The sequence below is a fragment of the Corallococcus sp. AB011P genome (genome assembly GCF_003611605.1).
GTDB lineage: Bacteria > Myxococcota > Myxococcia > Myxococcales > Myxococcaceae > Corallococcus > Corallococcus coralloides.
The window spans coordinates 105,380-122,129 of the sequence record NZ_RAVX01000006.1; the positions used below are offsets into that span (position 1 = coordinate 105,380).

Annotated in this window: 15 protein-coding genes; 4 read left to right on the forward strand and 11 right to left on the reverse strand. The window is 69.1% G+C overall.

The genetic code is table 11. The features are described from left to right. Positions 1-68: 68 nt before the first annotated feature. The 3 genes from D7X30_RS18555 to D7X30_RS18565 are packed head-to-tail and all read right to left on the reverse strand — an operon-like array spanning position 69 to position 3,476. On the reverse strand, positions 69-1,595 hold the full coding sequence (locus tag D7X30_RS18555; RefSeq protein WP_233591646.1) for a phosphatase PAP2 family protein: 1,527 nt from the start codon (positions 1,593-1,595) through the stop codon (positions 69-71). Further along, positions 1,592-2,503: a fatty acid desaturase gene (locus D7X30_RS18560; protein WP_120564279.1), complete on the reverse strand. Its 912-nt coding sequence runs from the start codon at positions 2,501-2,503 to the stop codon at positions 1,592-1,594. Before D7X30_RS18560 ends, D7X30_RS18555 begins: the two co-directional genes overlap by 4 nt. Continuing rightward, positions 2,490-3,476: a Rieske 2Fe-2S domain-containing protein gene (locus tag D7X30_RS18565; RefSeq protein ID WP_120564280.1), complete on the reverse strand. Its 987-nt coding sequence runs from the start codon at positions 3,474-3,476 to the stop codon at positions 2,490-2,492. The genes D7X30_RS18560 and D7X30_RS18565 overlap by 14 nt, the downstream gene beginning before the upstream one ends. A gap of 146 nt (positions 3,477-3,622) precedes the next feature. Between D7X30_RS18565 and D7X30_RS18570 the strand changes: the two genes are divergently transcribed. Together D7X30_RS18570 and D7X30_RS18575 are read left to right on the forward strand one after the other, a co-directional pair. Then, positions 3,623-4,810 (forward strand): cyclic nucleotide-binding domain-containing protein, encoded by a 1,188-nt coding sequence (locus D7X30_RS18570; protein ID WP_120564281.1) that lies wholly within the window; start codon positions 3,623-3,625, stop codon positions 4,808-4,810. Between the two features lie 197 nt (positions 4,811-5,007). After that, positions 5,008-5,325 carry a hypothetical protein gene (locus tag D7X30_RS18575; RefSeq protein ID WP_120564282.1) on the forward strand — a complete coding sequence of 106 codons (318 nt, stop codon included), beginning with the start codon at positions 5,008-5,010 and terminating at the stop codon, positions 5,323-5,325. A gap of 3 nt (positions 5,326-5,328) precedes the next feature. Here the strand turns inward: D7X30_RS18575 and D7X30_RS18580 are convergent, their stop codons facing one another. From D7X30_RS18580 to aspD, 7 genes are all read right to left on the reverse strand, one after another. Then, a complete protein-coding gene (locus D7X30_RS18580) occupies positions 5,329-6,699 on the reverse strand; it encodes a hypothetical protein (protein WP_120564283.1) in 1,371 nt (456 codons plus the stop codon). A 55-nt stretch (positions 6,700-6,754) separates the two neighbouring features. Beyond that, positions 6,755-8,959, reverse strand: a complete 2,205-nt coding sequence (locus D7X30_RS18585) for an ATP-binding protein (RefSeq protein ID WP_120564284.1) — start codon at positions 8,957-8,959, stop codon at positions 6,755-6,757. 15 nt (positions 8,960-8,974) lie between these two features. Further along, positions 8,975-10,171: a hypothetical protein gene (locus tag D7X30_RS18590; RefSeq protein WP_120564285.1), complete on the reverse strand. Its 1,197-nt coding sequence runs from the start codon at positions 10,169-10,171 to the stop codon at positions 8,975-8,977. Between the two features lie 2 nt (positions 10,172-10,173). After that, the gene (locus D7X30_RS18595; protein WP_120564286.1) at positions 10,174-10,899 is read right to left on the reverse strand and encodes an ImmA/IrrE family metallo-endopeptidase; all 726 of its coding nucleotides are present in this window, start codon (positions 10,897-10,899) and stop codon (positions 10,174-10,176) included. After that, complete coding sequence (locus D7X30_RS18600) at positions 10,896-11,276, reverse strand: hypothetical protein (protein ID WP_120564287.1); 381 nt, start codon at positions 11,274-11,276, stop codon at positions 10,896-10,898. Before D7X30_RS18600 ends, D7X30_RS18595 begins: the two co-directional genes overlap by 4 nt. After that, entirely contained in the window at positions 11,263-11,880 is a 618-nt protein-coding gene (locus D7X30_RS18605) for an RNA polymerase sigma factor (protein ID WP_120564288.1), read from the reverse strand. The genes D7X30_RS18600 and D7X30_RS18605 overlap by 14 nt, the downstream gene beginning before the upstream one ends. Positions 11,881-12,142: 262 nt before the next feature. Continuing rightward, the gene (gene aspD / locus D7X30_RS18610; RefSeq protein ID WP_120564494.1) at positions 12,143-13,807 is read right to left on the reverse strand and encodes an aspartate 4-decarboxylase; all 1,665 of its coding nucleotides are present in this window, start codon (positions 13,805-13,807) and stop codon (positions 12,143-12,145) included. 207 nt (positions 13,808-14,014) lie between these two features. Here aspD and D7X30_RS18615 point away from each other — a divergent pair, with 207 nt between their 5' ends. Beyond that, positions 14,015-14,809, forward strand: a complete 795-nt coding sequence (locus D7X30_RS18615) for a GNAT family N-acetyltransferase (RefSeq protein ID WP_120564289.1) — start codon at positions 14,015-14,017, stop codon at positions 14,807-14,809. 86 nt (positions 14,810-14,895) lie between these two features. Continuing rightward, entirely contained in the window at positions 14,896-15,585 is a 690-nt protein-coding gene (locus D7X30_RS18620) for an iron-containing redox enzyme family protein (RefSeq protein ID WP_120564290.1), read from the forward strand. Between the two features lie 18 nt (positions 15,586-15,603). Here D7X30_RS18620 and D7X30_RS18625 read toward each other — a convergent pair whose 3' ends face one another. Beyond that, the gene (locus D7X30_RS18625) at positions 15,604-16,632 is read right to left on the reverse strand and encodes a LuxR C-terminal-related transcriptional regulator (RefSeq protein WP_120564291.1); all 1,029 of its coding nucleotides are present in this window, start codon (positions 16,630-16,632) and stop codon (positions 15,604-15,606) included. Positions 16,633-16,750: the final 118 nt, after the last annotated feature.

The window sequence follows — 16,750 nt, forward strand, 5'->3', positions numbered from 1 at the left end:
ACGCATGCACCACGTCATCCTCAGCGACCTCACCCCACGCGCATGGATGATGACCGCGCGTGAAGAACTCAGGAGATTTCGAGCACCGGCGCTTCGCGCAGGAAGGGCATGCGACTCGGCAGCTTCCGAGCCCAGAAGGCTTCCACCGACCTGTGGAAGAGGCGCAGCAGCGCGACACCCTGCCTGCCTTCCAGTTGGGCCAACTCCTTCGCGGAGCGGTCCAACAGCGCGCGGGCTCGCTGGTACTCACCGCGCACCCAGGCCCGTCCGGCCTGCGCCGTGAGTAGTGAGTCGAAGTCCTCGGGAACATGTCCCTGGGCGCGCACCTCCGCGGCGACGTCCGCGGGCACGTTGAAGAGACCCTGCGCCAGGTCCTCTCGCAGGTCGCGCATCACGGAGCACCAACCCAATGCCGCGAGCAGGGAAGGGGCGTCCTCTGCTCGCACCTGTGCATCCGCGACGTGCAGCATCAGGCTCACGGACTGCCGGAAGGTGTTCCCCAGTTGGGTCTGGAGCGTTGCCGCATCCCACCAGTGCCCATCGCGCACCCGCTCGCGGTCCCGGCGCATCGTGCGCACCAGCTCGAGCACCTGCTCGCGGGCCGTCGGGTCGGTCAGCTCCGTGAGCAGCACCCGGCCCAGCGACACCGCGGTGTCGTGGAACTCCGACGCGGGTCCCGGCGCTCCGGTCTCCAGCGTGCGCAGGAGCGCGTCGATGGCATCCAGCGGCTCGCCTTTGACGGGGCGGTCTCCATCCAGCACGTCATCCACCCCCTGGAGGAAGCAGAACCCCGCTCGCGCTCTTCGCGCCTTGCGCCAGCGTCCCAGGGACTGCTGATACAGCGCGAGCGCGATGAGCCCGTAACGCGGATGCCTGCGCGCGAAGCGGTACATCTCCCTCGCGCAGAGGGCTTCCACCCGCACGGCTTCGAGGAAGGCTTCCTTCCGGACCCGGGGCGCCACGACACGCCACGTGCCCCAGGCGAGCAATGCTCCCGCGACCACGTCGACCAGGTGATGCTCGTGGATGAGCAGCGTGGACGCCGCGATGGCCAGGGCCCACAGCGCGAAGGCGATGCTCGCCACCGGCCCTGAACGCTCGCGGTAGGCCAGGGCCGCAGTGCAGGCGAAGGCGACGTGGAGCGACGGCAGGTAGTTGCGCTCCAGGTTCATCGTGTCCGCGGCCTGGAAGATGGATGCCCAGACTCCGGTCACGGCACGTGGCGGCCAGGCTACCTCCACCGGCAGGACGAGGAAGCAGAGTGCTCCCAGCACCGTCTCCGCGCACAACGCCAGCGCGAAGGGGAGCATCTGTCTCCACGTCCGGAAGATGAACAGGGACAGGAGCAACAGCACATCCATGCTGACGTAGACGGCGGCCCAGCCAGGCATGAATGGGATGTGCTGCTCGATGGGCAGGTCCACGCGCAGGCCGCCGGAATAGAAGCCCGTCACCCAGCTCGCGCCGCCGTACACGGCGAGGAAGAACAGCGCGAAGCCGAATGTCATCGCGCCTGTGCGCTTCAGTTCCTCGCGCGCGGGCCAGCCGAAGAGCAGGCCCTCCGTGTACGCCTCCTTCCCATCGGACGCGCTCACTTTGGTTGCTCCGGGAACGGCCGGGGTCCCCGCCACATGGACAGCCAGATGCTCAGGAAGGACGGCCGGGGCACGCTCTCGTCCACGTAGCGGCCCAGGTAGAGCCAGGGGACCTGCGGGTATCGGTGGTGCGCCCGGTGGTAGTGGTAGTTGAGGAACACCCAGCGCACCGGCGCAGCGACCTTCAGGTCCCATGCGCCTTCGCGCACGTCCAGCGGCGACCACGCGTGGTCCGCGTACTGGAGCGAGCTCCAGTTCACCGCGAACGCCGCGTAGCAGAGGGCCCAGCCCACGAGCGTCAGCTCCAGCGCGTACGCCAGCCCTGCCTGCACCGCCATCATCCCCAGCACCTCCGCGCGGATGGCCGCCCCCGGTGCGTCCTCCAGACGCCCCAGGTACGCGTCCGCTCCGGTCTGTTCTCCGTAGCGCGTGCCCGGCCCTCGCAGCCTCCGCAGCAGGCCCGGCGCGAGCGCGAACACCAGCGCCCCCAGCGGCACGAACAGCCAGTAGACGCCGGTCAGGATGACGTACCACTGCGCATATTTGAGGAAGCGGTGGTCGCCCGGGTGCAGGTAGTCGAACTGCTCGCGCGCCGTGCGGTTGTACCGGTGATGCGTGAGGTGGAAGGCTCGCTGCAGCGTGAACGACGTGGGGAAGAACGTCGCGGCCAGCCGGCCCAGCCCATCGTTGATCCGCCGTGACGGGTGCAACACCCCGTGCGTCGCTTCGTGCAACAGCGAGAACACCGTGTTGTTCACGTAGGAGAACACCCCGGCCGCCACGAGCCGCACCCAGAGCCCTTCCGCGTGCGATGCCGTCCACAGGCACAGCGCCCCCGCGCCCATCGCCGCGACGAGCAGCACCGCGTTGAGCGCGGCGGGAATCGGCGGAGCGTCATCGGCGCGCATCGTCGCCGTCCTCGGGCAGGCCCACCGCGAAGTCGAGCAGCTGGCGCATCACCGGGTCCGCCGTCGCCGTCGCGACGTTGAAGCGCATGCCGTCCATCACGGACAGGTCCCGGCGCAGGAACGACGTGTACAGCCACCGCGACACCCCGAGCACCAGCGCCGCCGCGCCCGGAATCCGCCCCCGCCTCGCCGCGACGGCGAGCCGCACCGACGTCCCCTCCGCCACCGGCGTCAGGCTCGCGAGCAGCAGCCCCCGCGCCCGGCCCAGGTCGCTCTTCACCGAGATCAACGTCCCGCCGTGCAGCGTGAGCTCCACCCGGATACGGTTGCCCGACAGCGCCTTCATCAGCCGGTCGCTCGCGCCCGTGCCGATGACGCGCGACGTGTAGCGCAGCCGCAGGGTGTACCGGTCCGGAGTCTCCCAGGTCGGCGTGTCCCACAGTTCCCGGTGGTGCACCGTGCGCAGGTGGTCCAGGTCAAAGGAGTTCGCCGCGAGCGGCAGCCACGGACAGCCCACCGTCACCGGAGGTCCCACGTTCCAGACGTGCTCCCCACCTTCCAGGTCGGGTGGGGAAAACAGCGCCTCGGGGCCGTTGAATACGAGCACCCCGCCGAAGCGCTCCTCCACCGGCCACGCCCTTGGCCCTGGCAGGGCGGACACGTCGCTCCGGCCGGGCGCGGCTCGGCAGCGGCCGACTCCGTCGAAGCTCCACTGATGGAGCGGACAGCGCAGCAGCTCGCCCTGGACGGTGCCGTGCTTCAGGTGGGCCCCCAGGTGCGGACAGTGCGCGGACAGGGCGTGGACCCGGCCCTGCTGGCTCCGGAACACCACCACCTCCTGGCCACCCACCTGAACGCCCATCGCGTGGCCGGGGCGCAGGGCCGCGGACGGAGCCACCAGGTACCAGGAGCGCGGGCGCGAGGGCCCGGGGAGACGGTCCGGAGCCACCCCGGCCAGGACGGGAACAACCATGGCCGGACCCTACCGGACCCGGTGTCTCCAGGGCCACGGGGGGCCCCTGTGAAGACTGGCTTTACGCCCGGGTTCCTGGTTTGTCAGGCGCTGGCGGAACCGGGCGCGCCGCCCCGACGGGGTGGGCCTGGGAAGGGACGTGTGACATGGCAGGCGATTCGGCGGGCAGCAGTCGTGGCGGTTCGTTGCGGGGCAGCACGCTCCAGGTGGTGCAGTCCCTGGCGGCGCAAGGCGAGCCGGAACGCGCGGCACAGCTCTACGAGGAGCTGGGCGCGGCGCAGCGCGAGCGGCTTCGCAAGGAGGCCGCGCAGGGGTCGGTGAAGGAGCGCCACTGGCTGGTGGACGTGCTGCGCAGGGCTCGTGACTTCACGGGCGCGGCCCGGCTCCTGGACGGCAGCGGCGACGACGTGTCCGTGGCGGACCTGTACGCGCAGGGCGGTCAGCACGTGGCGGCCGCGGAGGCGTACCTGCGCGCGGGCGAGGTGGAGCGCGCCGCGGCGGCCTTCGAGCGGGGCGGGGCGCTGGAGCGCGCGCTGGAGGTCTACCGGGGCCTGGGCGCCCGCGAGTCCATGGCGCACTGCCTGGTCCGCCTGGGCCGCCCCTTCGAGGCCGCGGACCTCTACCACGAGCTGGGACAGGCCCACGCGGAGGCCGAGGCCCTGGGCGGCGTGCTCGCGGAGGATCCTCGCTACGTCGAAGCCGTGCTGCGCACCTGCAAGGTGCTGGATGCCGGCGGCTTCACGCACCGCGCGCTCGCGGTGCTGGCGGACGCGCTGAGCAGCTCCGAGCACCTGCGCGCGGATCCCGTGCTGGTGACGGAGAAGGCGCGGCTCCTGCGGCGCATGGGCCTGGATGTGGAGGCGGAGGCGCTCCTCGCGCGGCTGGCCGCGGGCGCGACCGTGCCGGAGGCCAGCGGCTATCGCTTCCTCAAGGCCATTCCCATCTTCGGTGAGCTGCCGCTGGAGGACATGAAGGACCTGTACCGGCTGGCGCGGCCCGTGACGGCCACGCCGGGCACGGTGCTGCTGGAGAAGGGCGCTCCCGGCACGGGGCTGCTCGTGCTGCTGGAGGGCACCGTGGACGTCTTCTCCGGCAATGAAGCCAACGCGCGGCACCTCAACACGCTGGGGCCGGGCTCGTTCCTGGGGGAGATTTCGCTCGTGCAGGACGGCCCCGTGTCCGCGAACGTGCGCGCGAAGACGGCGGTGCGCGCGCTGCGCATCACCCGCGAGAGCTTCCAGCACTTCCTGGCCACGCACGACGCGGCCTCGCTGCACATCTACCGGCTCTTCACGCAGAACCTCGCGGCGCGCGTGCGGGCGCTGAGCGGCTGAACACGACCGTGTCCCCAGCGGGCCCGGAGCCAGCCCACGGAGCGGTCGGAGGGGAAGCGCAGGATGCGTGAGGGCGTCATGCGAGCACTCCAGCCCCGCCCGTGAGGAAGCAAGCGAGCGCGACGAGGGGGCCTTTCACGGGACCCCGGTCCATCCCCATCCTCCTGGACAACCCCCCTGTCCGGAAGGATGTCCCGATGGCTTCAATCGACGCACTGAGGCAACAGGCCCGCGCGAACTGGCGCACGTGGTTGGCGTGGGTGGCCACGCCCATCGCCGCGCTGCCGCTCCTGGGGGTGGGCGGCCTTCGCCGGGTGGGCCTCGTGGACGAGCTGGCCGCGGGAGTCGTGGGGCTGGGCCTGGTGTCGCTGACGCTCATCGGCCTGGGGAAGCTCCCTCGGGGGCCTGTCCGCCCGGCGGGTGGGAAGGCGTGGAAGCGGGCGCCGAAGGACTTCCCCATCTCCGGCGCGATGGTGCCAGAGGAGTTCGCCGCGTCGATGGCGTCCGGCCACTGACGCTCAGGGACGGCGCTCGATGCCGATGGCGATGGAGGGGCCGGTGAGGGCCTCGCCGGAGCCGTCGGACAGCGACACGATGCCCAGGCTGGCGGAGAGCACGGTGGTGCCGGAGCCGCCGGTGCCCTTGAGGAAGCTGCGCACGCCCAGCTCGCCGAAAGCCCATCCGCTGGCCGAGCCGCCGCCCGCGCCGAAGAGCGAGAGGCTGGGCGTAAGCGGCACCTGGACCTCGCCGCGTCCGGAGCCGAAGCGGAACTGGTTGTCGCGCGAGAGGATGGCGGAGTTCCACGCGAGGTGGAACCCGTCGAGCGCGCCCAGCCGCAGCACCTGCTGGAAGGACACTCCCGCGTTGGAGTCACACACGGTCCTGGGATTGATGGGCTCGTAGGTGTTGGGGTCGTAGTCGAACTGGGTGCTGCACTCCTTCTGTCCGAACAGCGCGCCCGCGCCGATGCCGACCTCCAGGAAGTCGGTGGAGTAGGCCGCGGCGACGTACGCGGAGCCCGGCGTGTGGCGCAGGCCGGTGCCCAGGCCGAAGCCCACGGGGTCCAGCTGCGCGCTCAGCACCAGGGGCAGGTCCCCGGGCCGCCACGCGATGAACGCATCCAGGAGCAGGCCGCCCGCGCGAGCGGACCTGCCCTCGCGCGTCCTCGCGTCCAGCGCGAGGAAGGGCCGGACATGGAAGCCGTAGCGCAGGCGCGGCACCCCAGGCTCGGGGAAGAAGAGGCGCGCGGTGGCGGGGGCGTCGGTGACGACGGCGGTGTCGCCCACGCGCACGTTCTCACCGCGGCCCAGACGGGCGATGGCGGTGTGCTCGCGCGATTCGATGACCTTCAGCACCACCTCGCGGGAGTCCTGCGTGCGCACGCGGACGCGGGTGCCTTCGCCCAGGCCGGCCAGGGCGCCGCCGGAGAGTGTCACGTCGCCATCGTGCACGGCGGTGACGGTGAGCCGCGCGGAGGAGGGGGCGGTCGTGGGCGGCGGGGCCTGGGGCGGAGGCGGCGCCTGGGTGACGACGGTGAGGCCGCGCGCCGCTCCCAGCGCGGAGGCCAGCGAGTCCGGCTGGGGCTGCTCCGGCGTGGCGAGCGAGAACGCATGGGCCTCCTCGCGCTGCTCGATGGCGAGGAGCGACTGGCCCACGACGACGAGCCGCACGAAGCGCCGGCCCTCTTCGATGCGCCGCACGAGCTGGGGCGCCGCGCCATCCAGCTTGAGCACGGCGATGCCGCCCCGGCCGAGCGCGACGTAGGTCACGCCCTGATGGACGACCGAGTCGAGGACAGGGCCCAGGCCCAGTTCTTCCGCGGCACGTGAGGCCGGGGACGCGGGAGCCTGGGCGATGATGACGGAGGCGAGGAGCGCGGAGCCGAGCATGTGGCCGGCTCTATATCGCTCCTGCCTCCCAGGGTTCCTGGACTTTGGGTCAAGCCTAGTCGACGAGCAGCCGCTTCACGGGCGCGGGGTCCACGGCCACCATCAGGGGCCGGGTGAAGTGGCTGAACGACATCAGCGCCTGTCCTGGAGCGAGCCGCGACACTCGGCTCCACAGGCTCTCATCGATGCTGCCCACCGACTTCTTCAGCTGGTTGATGACGGCCCCGTCCGTGATCTTGTGGATGATGAAGTTGTTGAGCAGGGCCAGCACTTCGGAAGGCAGGTGTTGGGGCAGTTGCGTGACGAAGACGAGTCCCAGCCACCGCTTGCGGCCCCGCTTTGCAATACGAGCGACCTGTTCGAAGAGGGTCTTCATCTGCGCGATGCGGCTGGCGGACAGGAACTCGTGGGCCTCCTCGATGATGATGATGACCGGGGTGATGTCCTTGCCCTCGCGGTGGGCCTTCTCGTAGCTGGCCTCCTGCCGCTCCTGGATGCCTCGCAGGATGTCCGCGATGACCAGGTTGTTGAGCTGGGGGGATTCCGTGTCGGACAGGTCGATGACGGACACCCGCCCTGGCGAGAGCATGGTGTCGTACTTCACGCCCTCCGTGGTGCCCATGTCGAAGATGTTCAGCCTGCGCAGCCGCTGGATCTTGCTGGCCAGTGCCTTCCAGCTGATGACGTTGCGGCTGCTCTGCGCCATCACCCGCCGCATCACCTTGCCGGGGTCGTTCTTGAAGATGCTGTAGAGCGTCAGCGAGTTGGCCGGAGGCCCCTCGTCCTCCTCCAGCACCTCGATCTCCTCGGCGACCGTTCCTCGCGCTCGCGCCGCGCGGCGGGGGCGGGCCCTTCCTTCAGCTCTGCCCTCGTCGCTCATGCTGTAGAGGTAGGCGTTCACGACGTCCAGCAGGTGCTGGATGGTCATCTTCGGGTAGCCCGTGGATAGCTCGTCCACCTCCAGCGCGTCGCGCCGTTCCTCCTCCGTCACGGGATAGACCTCGAAGTCCTCCAGCAGCAGCTTCGTGACGTCGTACGCCTTGAGGAAGCGCTCCTGCTGCGCCTCCGACATGTCGAGGATCTCCGCCAGCGCGTAGGGCGACAGGCTGGAGAAGTTCAACGAGAAGGCGTGCTTGTTCTTGTGGCGCGGGTTGCGGCTCTCGCGGCCGACCAGGTGATGGATGTGCAGGTCCTTCACGCCCTCGGGCTTCTGGCCGCGGCGCTTGAGGGTCTCCACCATGGCGTGGTGGTCCGTGGGCCGGTCCACGTGCGTGTATTCGCCTTCCACGTCGAAGACGATGGTGGCGATGCCCGAACTCTGCGCGCGGTGGATGAGCGTGGCCACCGTGGTGGACTTGCCGCCGCCCGTCGTCCCGATGATGCCGGTGTGCCGGGGCAGCACGGACTTGTCGCGGGCGTTGATGCGCGCCTCCATCCGCTCGTAGCCCACCACCGAGCCAATGCTCATCTCTCCGCTGACACCCAGCACCTTCGCGCTCTCCTCCTCGTCGAGCACGAAGACGGGGCTCTGCGGCCGGGGACGGAAGCGGTGCGGCTTGAGCACGCCCGCGACCTCCTCACCGAGGATCTCCACCTCCGCGCGGCCGTGGTACTCGAAGGTGTACGTGAGCTTCTTGCCGTGGGTCACCACGCCAATGGCCATGGTGGAGTTCGCGGGAACGGCGTTCGGCTCCGCGAAGGGGCCCTGGACGACGACACCCAGGTAGGCCTTGTCGTCCTCGCGGCACTTGATGCGCACCAGCGTCTGCGACGCCAGCCGGTGCAGGTCCTCCTTCGTGGACAGGACGGTGACGAGGTTGTCGTGGCTCGCGCTGGTGTCGAAGTGGGTGAAGCCCACGGCGTTCTCCAGCTCCGGGTCGGCCTTGAGTGCCTCCGCCCGCTCCTTCGCCGCGTCGATTTCGCCCTTCGCCTTGTCCGGCAGGGGCTGCACGACTTCGTTGCGCGGCGGCTCCGCGGGCGGCGGCTGGGGAACCGGGGCCCGTGCGACCGGCGCCGGAGTGGGGGACGCCACGCTGGCGGGAGGCTTCACGGGGGCACCGGGGGCCGGAGCAGGACGCGGTCCGGTCATCTGGACGTTCGTGGGCGAGAGGCCCGGTGGGCGGGCTCCCTGCGGGGGCGCGGCGGGCCGCTGTCCATTGGGCGCCGTGGCGACGTGGCCATTCACGGGCTTGCCGTTGTGGGCCACGCCATTCTGCGCGGGATTGCGGCCGGGTACGTTGGTGTTTCCATTGTCAGACATGCTGTCGTTCCCCCATCAGCGACGTGGCTTGCGACCGTTGAAGTATTGAAGGTGGGCGTCGGCTAGCGCGTAGGCCTCCTGGACCACGCCCTCGAAGCCATCCATGCCGAAGGTGCTACGGCACGTGGACTCCGCGACGTCGAGCAGCATGGGGTAGCCCTGTTCCGGGCGCAGCATGCTGTCCGCGATGGCCACGCACGCGGCCATGTGGGCATGGTCGACGTGCGCGTAGAAGATGCGGGGTGGGGCGTTCTCCGAGGCGCGGAACAGGCCCTTCACGACCTTGTGCGAGTACGCGTTGATGAAGTCGCGCGCCAGGCCGTACTCCTCCAGGTCGTACTGCCATCCGGTCAGGATGTCCTTCCCCTCCTGCTCGAGTGACTCGAGGATGACGAACTCGCCGGCCCTGAGCGCGTGGCCCATGGTGAGAAAGCCCCGGTCATCCATCCGCGCGGAGACGAAGACGAAACGGGGATGGTCCTTCATCAGTCGTCCGAGCATCCCCAGCGACACCTTCAGCAGGCTCTTGTAGCCGGAGCCGGTGATGAGCTCACGGGCGAAGGGATTGCCCTGGCCCATGCGCCATGGGGCCTTCAGCTTCTCCACCAGGATGGCGCGCTCCGCGTAGGCGCGGATGCCTCGCCGCGCGAGCCGCGACAGGCTGTCTGGCCCGCTGCGTCCCGGATGCGAGCGGTTCTGGCGCATCTCGATATAGGACAGGGCTTCCTGGTAGGGGTCCGGCGCGTCGACCGTCACCTCGCGGCGGAACAGCCGCTGGGAGAAGGTGCCCGCGGTCCCTCCATAGCCAATGGCCGCGATGCTCAGCTGGGTGATGTCCAGGGGCAGCGTCTCGTGCGTCACCGAGAGGCCGTTGACCGCCTCCACCTGTCCGGCGAAGAGCAGGCCCGAGTGGATGTCGGCCAGCTGCTCCATGCTCAATTGGTAGAGCCCAGCACCCTCGGGCGCTCCGGGGCGTGTCTGGAGCCGGGGGAGCAACTCCTGACGGATGATGGACCGGAGTTCATCCTCTTTCTGGATGGCGCCGCCAATCTCCTGACGGTAGCGCTCCATGATGACCTGGAGGTCCAGGCCCTCCGCCCACGTCTCCATGTTGAGCGTGCGCTCCAGGTCCTCGCGGAACGAGCCTCGGAAGTCCTCGTCGCCGGTCAATTCCTCATCATCGTCGTCGTCAACGCGCCTGTGGCCAGCCATGGTCACCCTGCGTCCTCACCGAGAAATGAAACAATGGAAAAACGAGAGCGGCCCTCTTCACGGCGCAGGATGCGCGCGTAGGTTTCCGCCATCCAATCCGGCAGTCCGAAGTGCTGCTCCAAGCGTTGCTTGTGCGTGTCCTCGGGGCCTTCCTGCATCACCTGTCGAGCGAGCTTCGAGGGCGCGAGCCATTCCAGGGCCAGCCGGTCCGCGCGCTGTTCGGCGCGGGCCACCACTCCCTTGCCGATGTCCCCTGTGGGCCCCCGGTCCATCAGGTGGATCTGCACGCCAATGGGAACGCCCTCCAGCACGGAGGTCAGCGACTCCTCTCGCGTGGGAGCGCGCTTCTGGTCCAGGACGTCCCGGATGCCGTCACCGAAGAAGTCGAGTGCCCGCCTGCGCGGCAGGAGATGGTCGAGAAGGAAATGGCCCAGCTCGTGCGCCACCGTGAAGCGCCGAACCGCCGGGCTGTCGTCCCGGTCGAAGAACACGAGTCCCTTTCCCTCCCACGCCACCATGCAACCGTGCATCCGGCGGTGGTAGCCGATCTCCACCGTGCGGCCCCGCTGGGCCAGCCACTGGCGCACCTTCTCCGAGGTCAGGTCCTTCAATCCCACGGGCCTCACGGGCAGGAGCATGGAAGCGTCCGCCGCGAGGTCACGGGGAAACACCTCTGGCGGAGGGAGGCCGCTGGCCTCCACCGCCTCCCTCAGCCAGGCCGGTTTCATGAGGCCGGCTCGTCCTTCTTGCGCCGGTCGAGTGCGGCGAGCTGGAGCGTGCCGGTGCGATGCAGGCCAGCCTCCGCATTCTTGTCGGAGGAGTCCTCGCCCATGATCTCCACCTGCCGCAGGACGTTGGCGAGCGCGTACGGCTCCAGTCCGAACCGGCTGCAGAGGAGCTTCACCTGTTCGGCGAACGCATCTCCGGACGGCTTGCGGCACAAGGACAGCTTCTTGAGCGTCTGCTCGTCGCAACCCAGCTCGTCCGCGAGCGCGTTCGGCGTGCAGTCCTCGATGGACTGGTAGGTCGCGAACACCTGGCCCAGCAGGCCGTGCTCCGTGGTGCTGCGCTTCGCCGCGTACGTCAGCCAATCAAGAGTCGACATCGGAATCCTCCATGTAGAGGCTGCGCAAAAGCCTCTTCAGCCGTTCGGTGTGGCGCCTCACCTCATGCAGCCGCTCACCAGGGGGCAGGTGGGACAACCCCAGGGCGTCCGCCATCTCTTCGGCAGGGACGCGGCCCTGGTGGAGGACGATGACGCGGATGCCGGCGATGTCGCGCTGCGGCAGGCCGGCTTCCTTGATTCGTTCCTCCAGCCGCTCCAACAGCTGCTTCGCAATCACGAAACCCTCCAGGCCATTGTTCGGAGCTGGCGGGTGGACTTCGAGAATCGTCAGCGGGTTTTTCTCCCTTTTTTCCCGCGCCGTCCTGGTCCGGTGGCTGTCATGGGCCCGGCGCCGGGCGATCTGGCTCAGGTAATTCCAGAGAGTGGACTGGCGAGCGTCGAAGCGCTCGGGTTGCCTGAGATAGGCGAAGACGGCATCCGCGGCCGAGGCGTTGGCGTCGTCAGGCGAGCACCCCAGGTAGCGTCTCAGCGACCGGATCAGCGGATCCATGAACGTGTCGAAGACGTCATGGGTCGCCGTCGGGTCATGGCTCATCATCCGATCGTGAAGGTGCTCCACTTCTTGTCGTGATGGACTGGTCATTCCCCACTCCTCACCGGCATGCGTGCCCCCGCTTCAGGTTGGACTGCGGTTCGCCTGAACGTTCGCTGCAGCCCTGTTGAGTTCGACGGCGACATGTCGCTTTTCCGAGCCGACAGGTTGGCGAGGTAGAGGATCCGTGTCTGTACCTCGGAGGTGGTACTGCCTTTGGGGTCAGGGTCTTGCGTGATCCCCCGGGGATCGAAAAAGACCCTGGCCTCCGTGCAAGGAGACCAGGGTCCATTTCATCCCGCTGTGACGTGGTTCAATGCAACGCGCCAGAGGGCGTTCCGCCGGCCTTCTTCCACGCCTCGATGGCGCGGCGCACCTCATTCATGAGGTCCCGGCCAATCCGTGGATACGCGTCGTCCTCCAGGTTCGCCAATGACACACGGGCCGACCAGGGAGGTCCGTCGAAGCCGCTGCCGTTGAGCAGCACCACGCCGTAGCGCCGGGCCAGCGTGAAGACGATCTCCAGCGGGTCGTGGTGGTCCTCGATGAAGCGGACGAAGTCCTCGCCAATGTGCTCGCGGCACCAGGCTTCCAAATCGAGCGTCTGGTAGTAGGCCGAGCGCAGCGGATCCTCGTGCATCGGAATGCCCATGCCTTCGAACAGGGCCTGGAGCCGGTCCTGGCAGATGCGCTGGCAGTACTTCTTGTAGACGCCGTCCTTGTCCATCAACGCGAACAGCGAGAACAACGTCATCTGGAGCTGCTGCGGCAGTGACAGGCCCGCCGAGTGGTTCAGCGCCACGGCCCGGCTGTCCGCCACCATCCGGTCGATGAACTTCAGCCGCCCCGGGTGCAGGGAGATGGCGCCATACCGCGCCTCCAGCAGCGCACGCTCCGACGGGGTCTGCTTCGCCAGCGCCTCGTCCAGGATGTTGTCCTCGTGGAGCGCCACCACGCCCAACCGCCAGCCCGTGCAGCCGAAGTGCTTGGAGTACGAGTACACCAGCAGCGTGTTGCGCGGCAGGTCCGCGGCCAACGAGCGGAAGCCATTGACGAACGTGCCGTAGACATCATCGGTGATGATCAACAGGTCCGGCCGGCGCTTGCGCACCAGCTCCACCAGCTTGTGGACGGACTCCTTCCGCATCGCCACCGCACCCGGGTTGGACGGGTTGACGACGAAGAACGCCTTGACGCGCGGGTCCTCCAGCTTGCGCAGCTCCGTGTCCGGGTACTGCCAGGTGTGGCGGCCGTCCTTCGTGGTGGCGCTCTGCAGGATGTCCACCGTGCGCAGGCTGAACTCCTCCAGGCGCGGAATCTCCAGGTAGGGCGTGAAGAGGGGCGCGCCCAGCGCGATGGTGTCTCCCTTGCGCAGCAGGCCGTTCACCCTGAGGGAGTGGAAGAGGTAGGTCATCGCGGCGGTGCCGCCCTCCACCGCGAACAGGTCGAAGCGGCCGGAGGGCGGCCGTCCCGCGAACAGCTCCTGCGCCAGGTACTCCTGCACGATGCGCTCACCGTGGGCGAGCATCCGGTGCGGCACCGGATAGTTGTCTCCAATGACGGCGTCCGTGAGCTCCCAGACGAACCGGTCCGGGTTGAAGCCCAGCGTGTGCTCCCCGTACGTCAGCGCGCCGCGCAACAGCTCCACGGCGGGCTCGTCATCGCTCGCCTCCAGGAACTCATGCAGGCGTCTGGCGATGCCCGGGGACCGGGGCATGCCCGCGAGCCCCACCTCGGGGACGTCCCATGCCCGCCGGCTCTCCGCGAGCGCGAACTGCCCCAGGAGGAAGAAGGCCTCGCGCGGCGTGGTGGCAATCCAGTTGGGATTGCCCCGGCCCGCGTTGAGCATCACCGCCTCGCGGGTCTTCATGGCCTCGTCCGCGACCTGGAGGAGCTCGTCCTTCAGCTCGAAGGGGCTGAGCTTGTGGAGCTTGCGTTCGGAAGGGGCTCCCGGGGCCTCGGGCGTCTGCTCGGTCATGGTGTCCTCCTCCATCGTCTGTCCAAGGTGAGCCACTTCCGGGGACGCGGGCCATGCGCCACGGGGTGGGGCGGGCGGAGGTGGCGGGCGGTTGGCCGGCCTCAGCGAAAAAAGACAACCCGCGAGCGCACTCGGCCGAGCAGCGACGAATGAAAGGTCGGGGCCGGACACACAAGTCCGGCAAGCACAGTGGAAGCGAGACCCGCCATGTCTTCATTGAGTTGCCGTGTCGCCACAGCGCAGCGCGAACTGGATGACGCGCTCCGCATCCGTTACCGGGTTTTTGGCGAGGAGATGCGGATGCTGGGGCCCAAGCGGCCCCGGGCCCCGCGCGAAGCGGACTGCTTCGACACGCTCCGCACCACCTCCCACGTCGTCGTCTACGCGGGCGAGGAGCCGGTGGCCACCGCCCGGCTGCTGACGCCCAACGCGGAGGTGGCGGCCTTCGCGGACACGGTCGTGGGCCTGGACATCGAGAAGAAGCTCGACCTGTCGGAGCTCGTCGCGCCGGGCCGCGTGTTCGCGGAGACCACGCGCTACTGCGTCACCCGGAGCTACCGGAACTCCGCCGTGCTGCGTCTCCAGGCCGGCCTGTACCGCGAGAGCCGCCGTCGTGGCGTCACGCACTGGATCGCCGCCGCGAACATGGAGACGGACAGCCAGGAGGAGGCGGACCTCTACTTCCTGGCCGCCGCGCGCCGGGGCTGGTTGAGCGACAGCTTCCGCGTGCGGACCCGGGAGTTTCCCTCGCCACCCGTGGAGCCCCTGGCCGCCCGGCTCACCGCGGAGGAGCGTGCCCAGGCCCGTGAGGGTGGACTCGACGCCCTGCGCATGCCGCCCGTGGTGTCGCTGTTCGCGGACAAGATGGGCGCGCGCTTCATCGCGCCGCCGCACTTCGATCCCGCCTTCAACCGCTTCACCGTGCCGCTCGTCGCCGCGCTGGATGCCATTCCGCAGCGGACGCTGAACCTCTTCGACTCGCTGGACGCCGACGCCGCCTGACCCCAGGCCGGCGCGCTCCTTTCTTCCCCCTTCACCCTCAACGCAACACCCACCGGGCCTTCACGGGCCCCTGTCAGGAGACGTGTATGTGCAAGCAGCCCAGGCATGAGCAGACGGCGAAGATGGACTGGCTGGACTCCCTGCGGCACGAGGCGCGGATGCTCGTGCGGGAGCTGGACACGACGCCGGGCGTCCGGCGCCTCTTCGAGGGGCGCATCCGCCAGGACGACTACGTCCACTACCTCATCCAGACGTACCAGTACGTGCGGTGGAGCGAGGGGTTCTTCACCGAGTCCGGCGAGCGCACGAAGCGCGAGGGGAAGAACGCCGCGCTCGCGGACCTGCTGTTCCAGAAGGCGCGCGAGGAGAAGGGCCATGAGCAGTGGTTGCTCAAGGACCTGAAGGCCCTGGGCTGGACCGAGGAGCGTGTGGAGCGCGCGCCCATCTGCCCCGCCGTGCGCGCCTACGTGGAGTGGAACCGCTTCACCACGCAGTCGGGCGTGCCCACCGCGTTCCTGGGCACGGCCTACGTGCTGGAGTACCTGTCCGTGAACCGGGCCCCCGGCTCCGTGGACCAGCTCATCGCGGAGAGCGGCATCCCCAACATCCACAAGGCCGTCCTCTTCCTGCGCGGCCACGGCGCCGCGGACGGCGACCATGTGGCGGACCTGGAGTCGGAGCTGCGCACGCTCACGTCCCCGGAGGAGCAGGCCGCGCTGCTCCTCTCCGCACGCACCACGCGCACCCTGTTCCCGAAGTTCTTCCGGGAGCCCTGAGCGCGCGCCCGGACCTCCTCACCCCGGCTTCTGCCCCCAGGCGGCCTGGTAGAGGAGGTCCATGCGGCTCTCGATGCCCAGCTTGGGGAAGATGTTGCGCAGGTGCGTCTTCACCGTGTTGAGCGTCAGGCCCAGGTCCTCGGCGATGAGCTCGTTCGTCCAGTTGCTGAGGACCCCCTGGACCACTTCGACTTCACGCCTGGAGAGCTTCTGGCGCCAGGGCTCCGGCATGGGGATGGCCCGCGAGCACTCCTGCAACACCAGCACCCATGGCTGGTGACCGCGCTGCTCCGGCAGCTCCACGAACGTCACCTTCAGGTCGTGCTTCGCCCCGGAGCGTGTCCACGTGTCCATGCCCGGGGCCCGCTTCGTTCCCAGGGCCTGGAGACGCGTCAGGTGCTCGCGCAGCTCCTGGGGCAGCCGCGAGTCATCCGCCTTCAGCTCCTCCGGGAACCAGCGCCGCAAGAGCTCCGTCGCCCCCGGGGTCCTCAGCTTCTCGTGCTCGGGTGGATCCATCACGACGCACTCGGCGCCCTGGTGGCGGAAGAGGGCGTCCAGCAGGTCTCCCCGCGTCGCCTCGTGCCCGAACATCCGGCAGTTGCGCACCGTGTTCGCCAGGTAGGGCGTCAGGTCCTCCAGCAGGGCCTGCTCCCGTTCGGAGAAGGGCAGGGCGTGCTCCCGGTACAGCGTGAAGCCGCCGTGCCAGCCCTCGCTCAAGTCCAGGAGCACCGCCAGCACGTGCTCCAGGGGCAGTCCCATCTCCCGGCAGCGCAGGTACAGGAGATTGCGCTTCAATTCCTTGCGCGACACCAGGTCCGTGGCCAGCTCCGGGTAGTGCGTGAAGAGGATGCCCGGGGCCCCCAGCCCCATCCACTCGTAGTCCCCGGGCCGCTCCGGCCTGGACACACACAGCGCCGCGTAGTCGCAGGGCAGGAGTCGCGCGAGGGCTCCCTGAGCTCGGGCCAGTACCTCGGTCAAATCCAGTGAGCTGGAGAGTGCCCGGGTCAGCTCGAGCACGAGCCCCTGTTCGTGCGCGGTAAGGTTCATCCCACGGGCCTCCTTCCAACCGGTCCATGCAAGGACTTAGCGGTCGGAAGGCCCGGGGGTCTGTCCCCCACAATGGGTATGGACGGGTTTCACCTCCACGAACCCCGCCCAGCGCAAT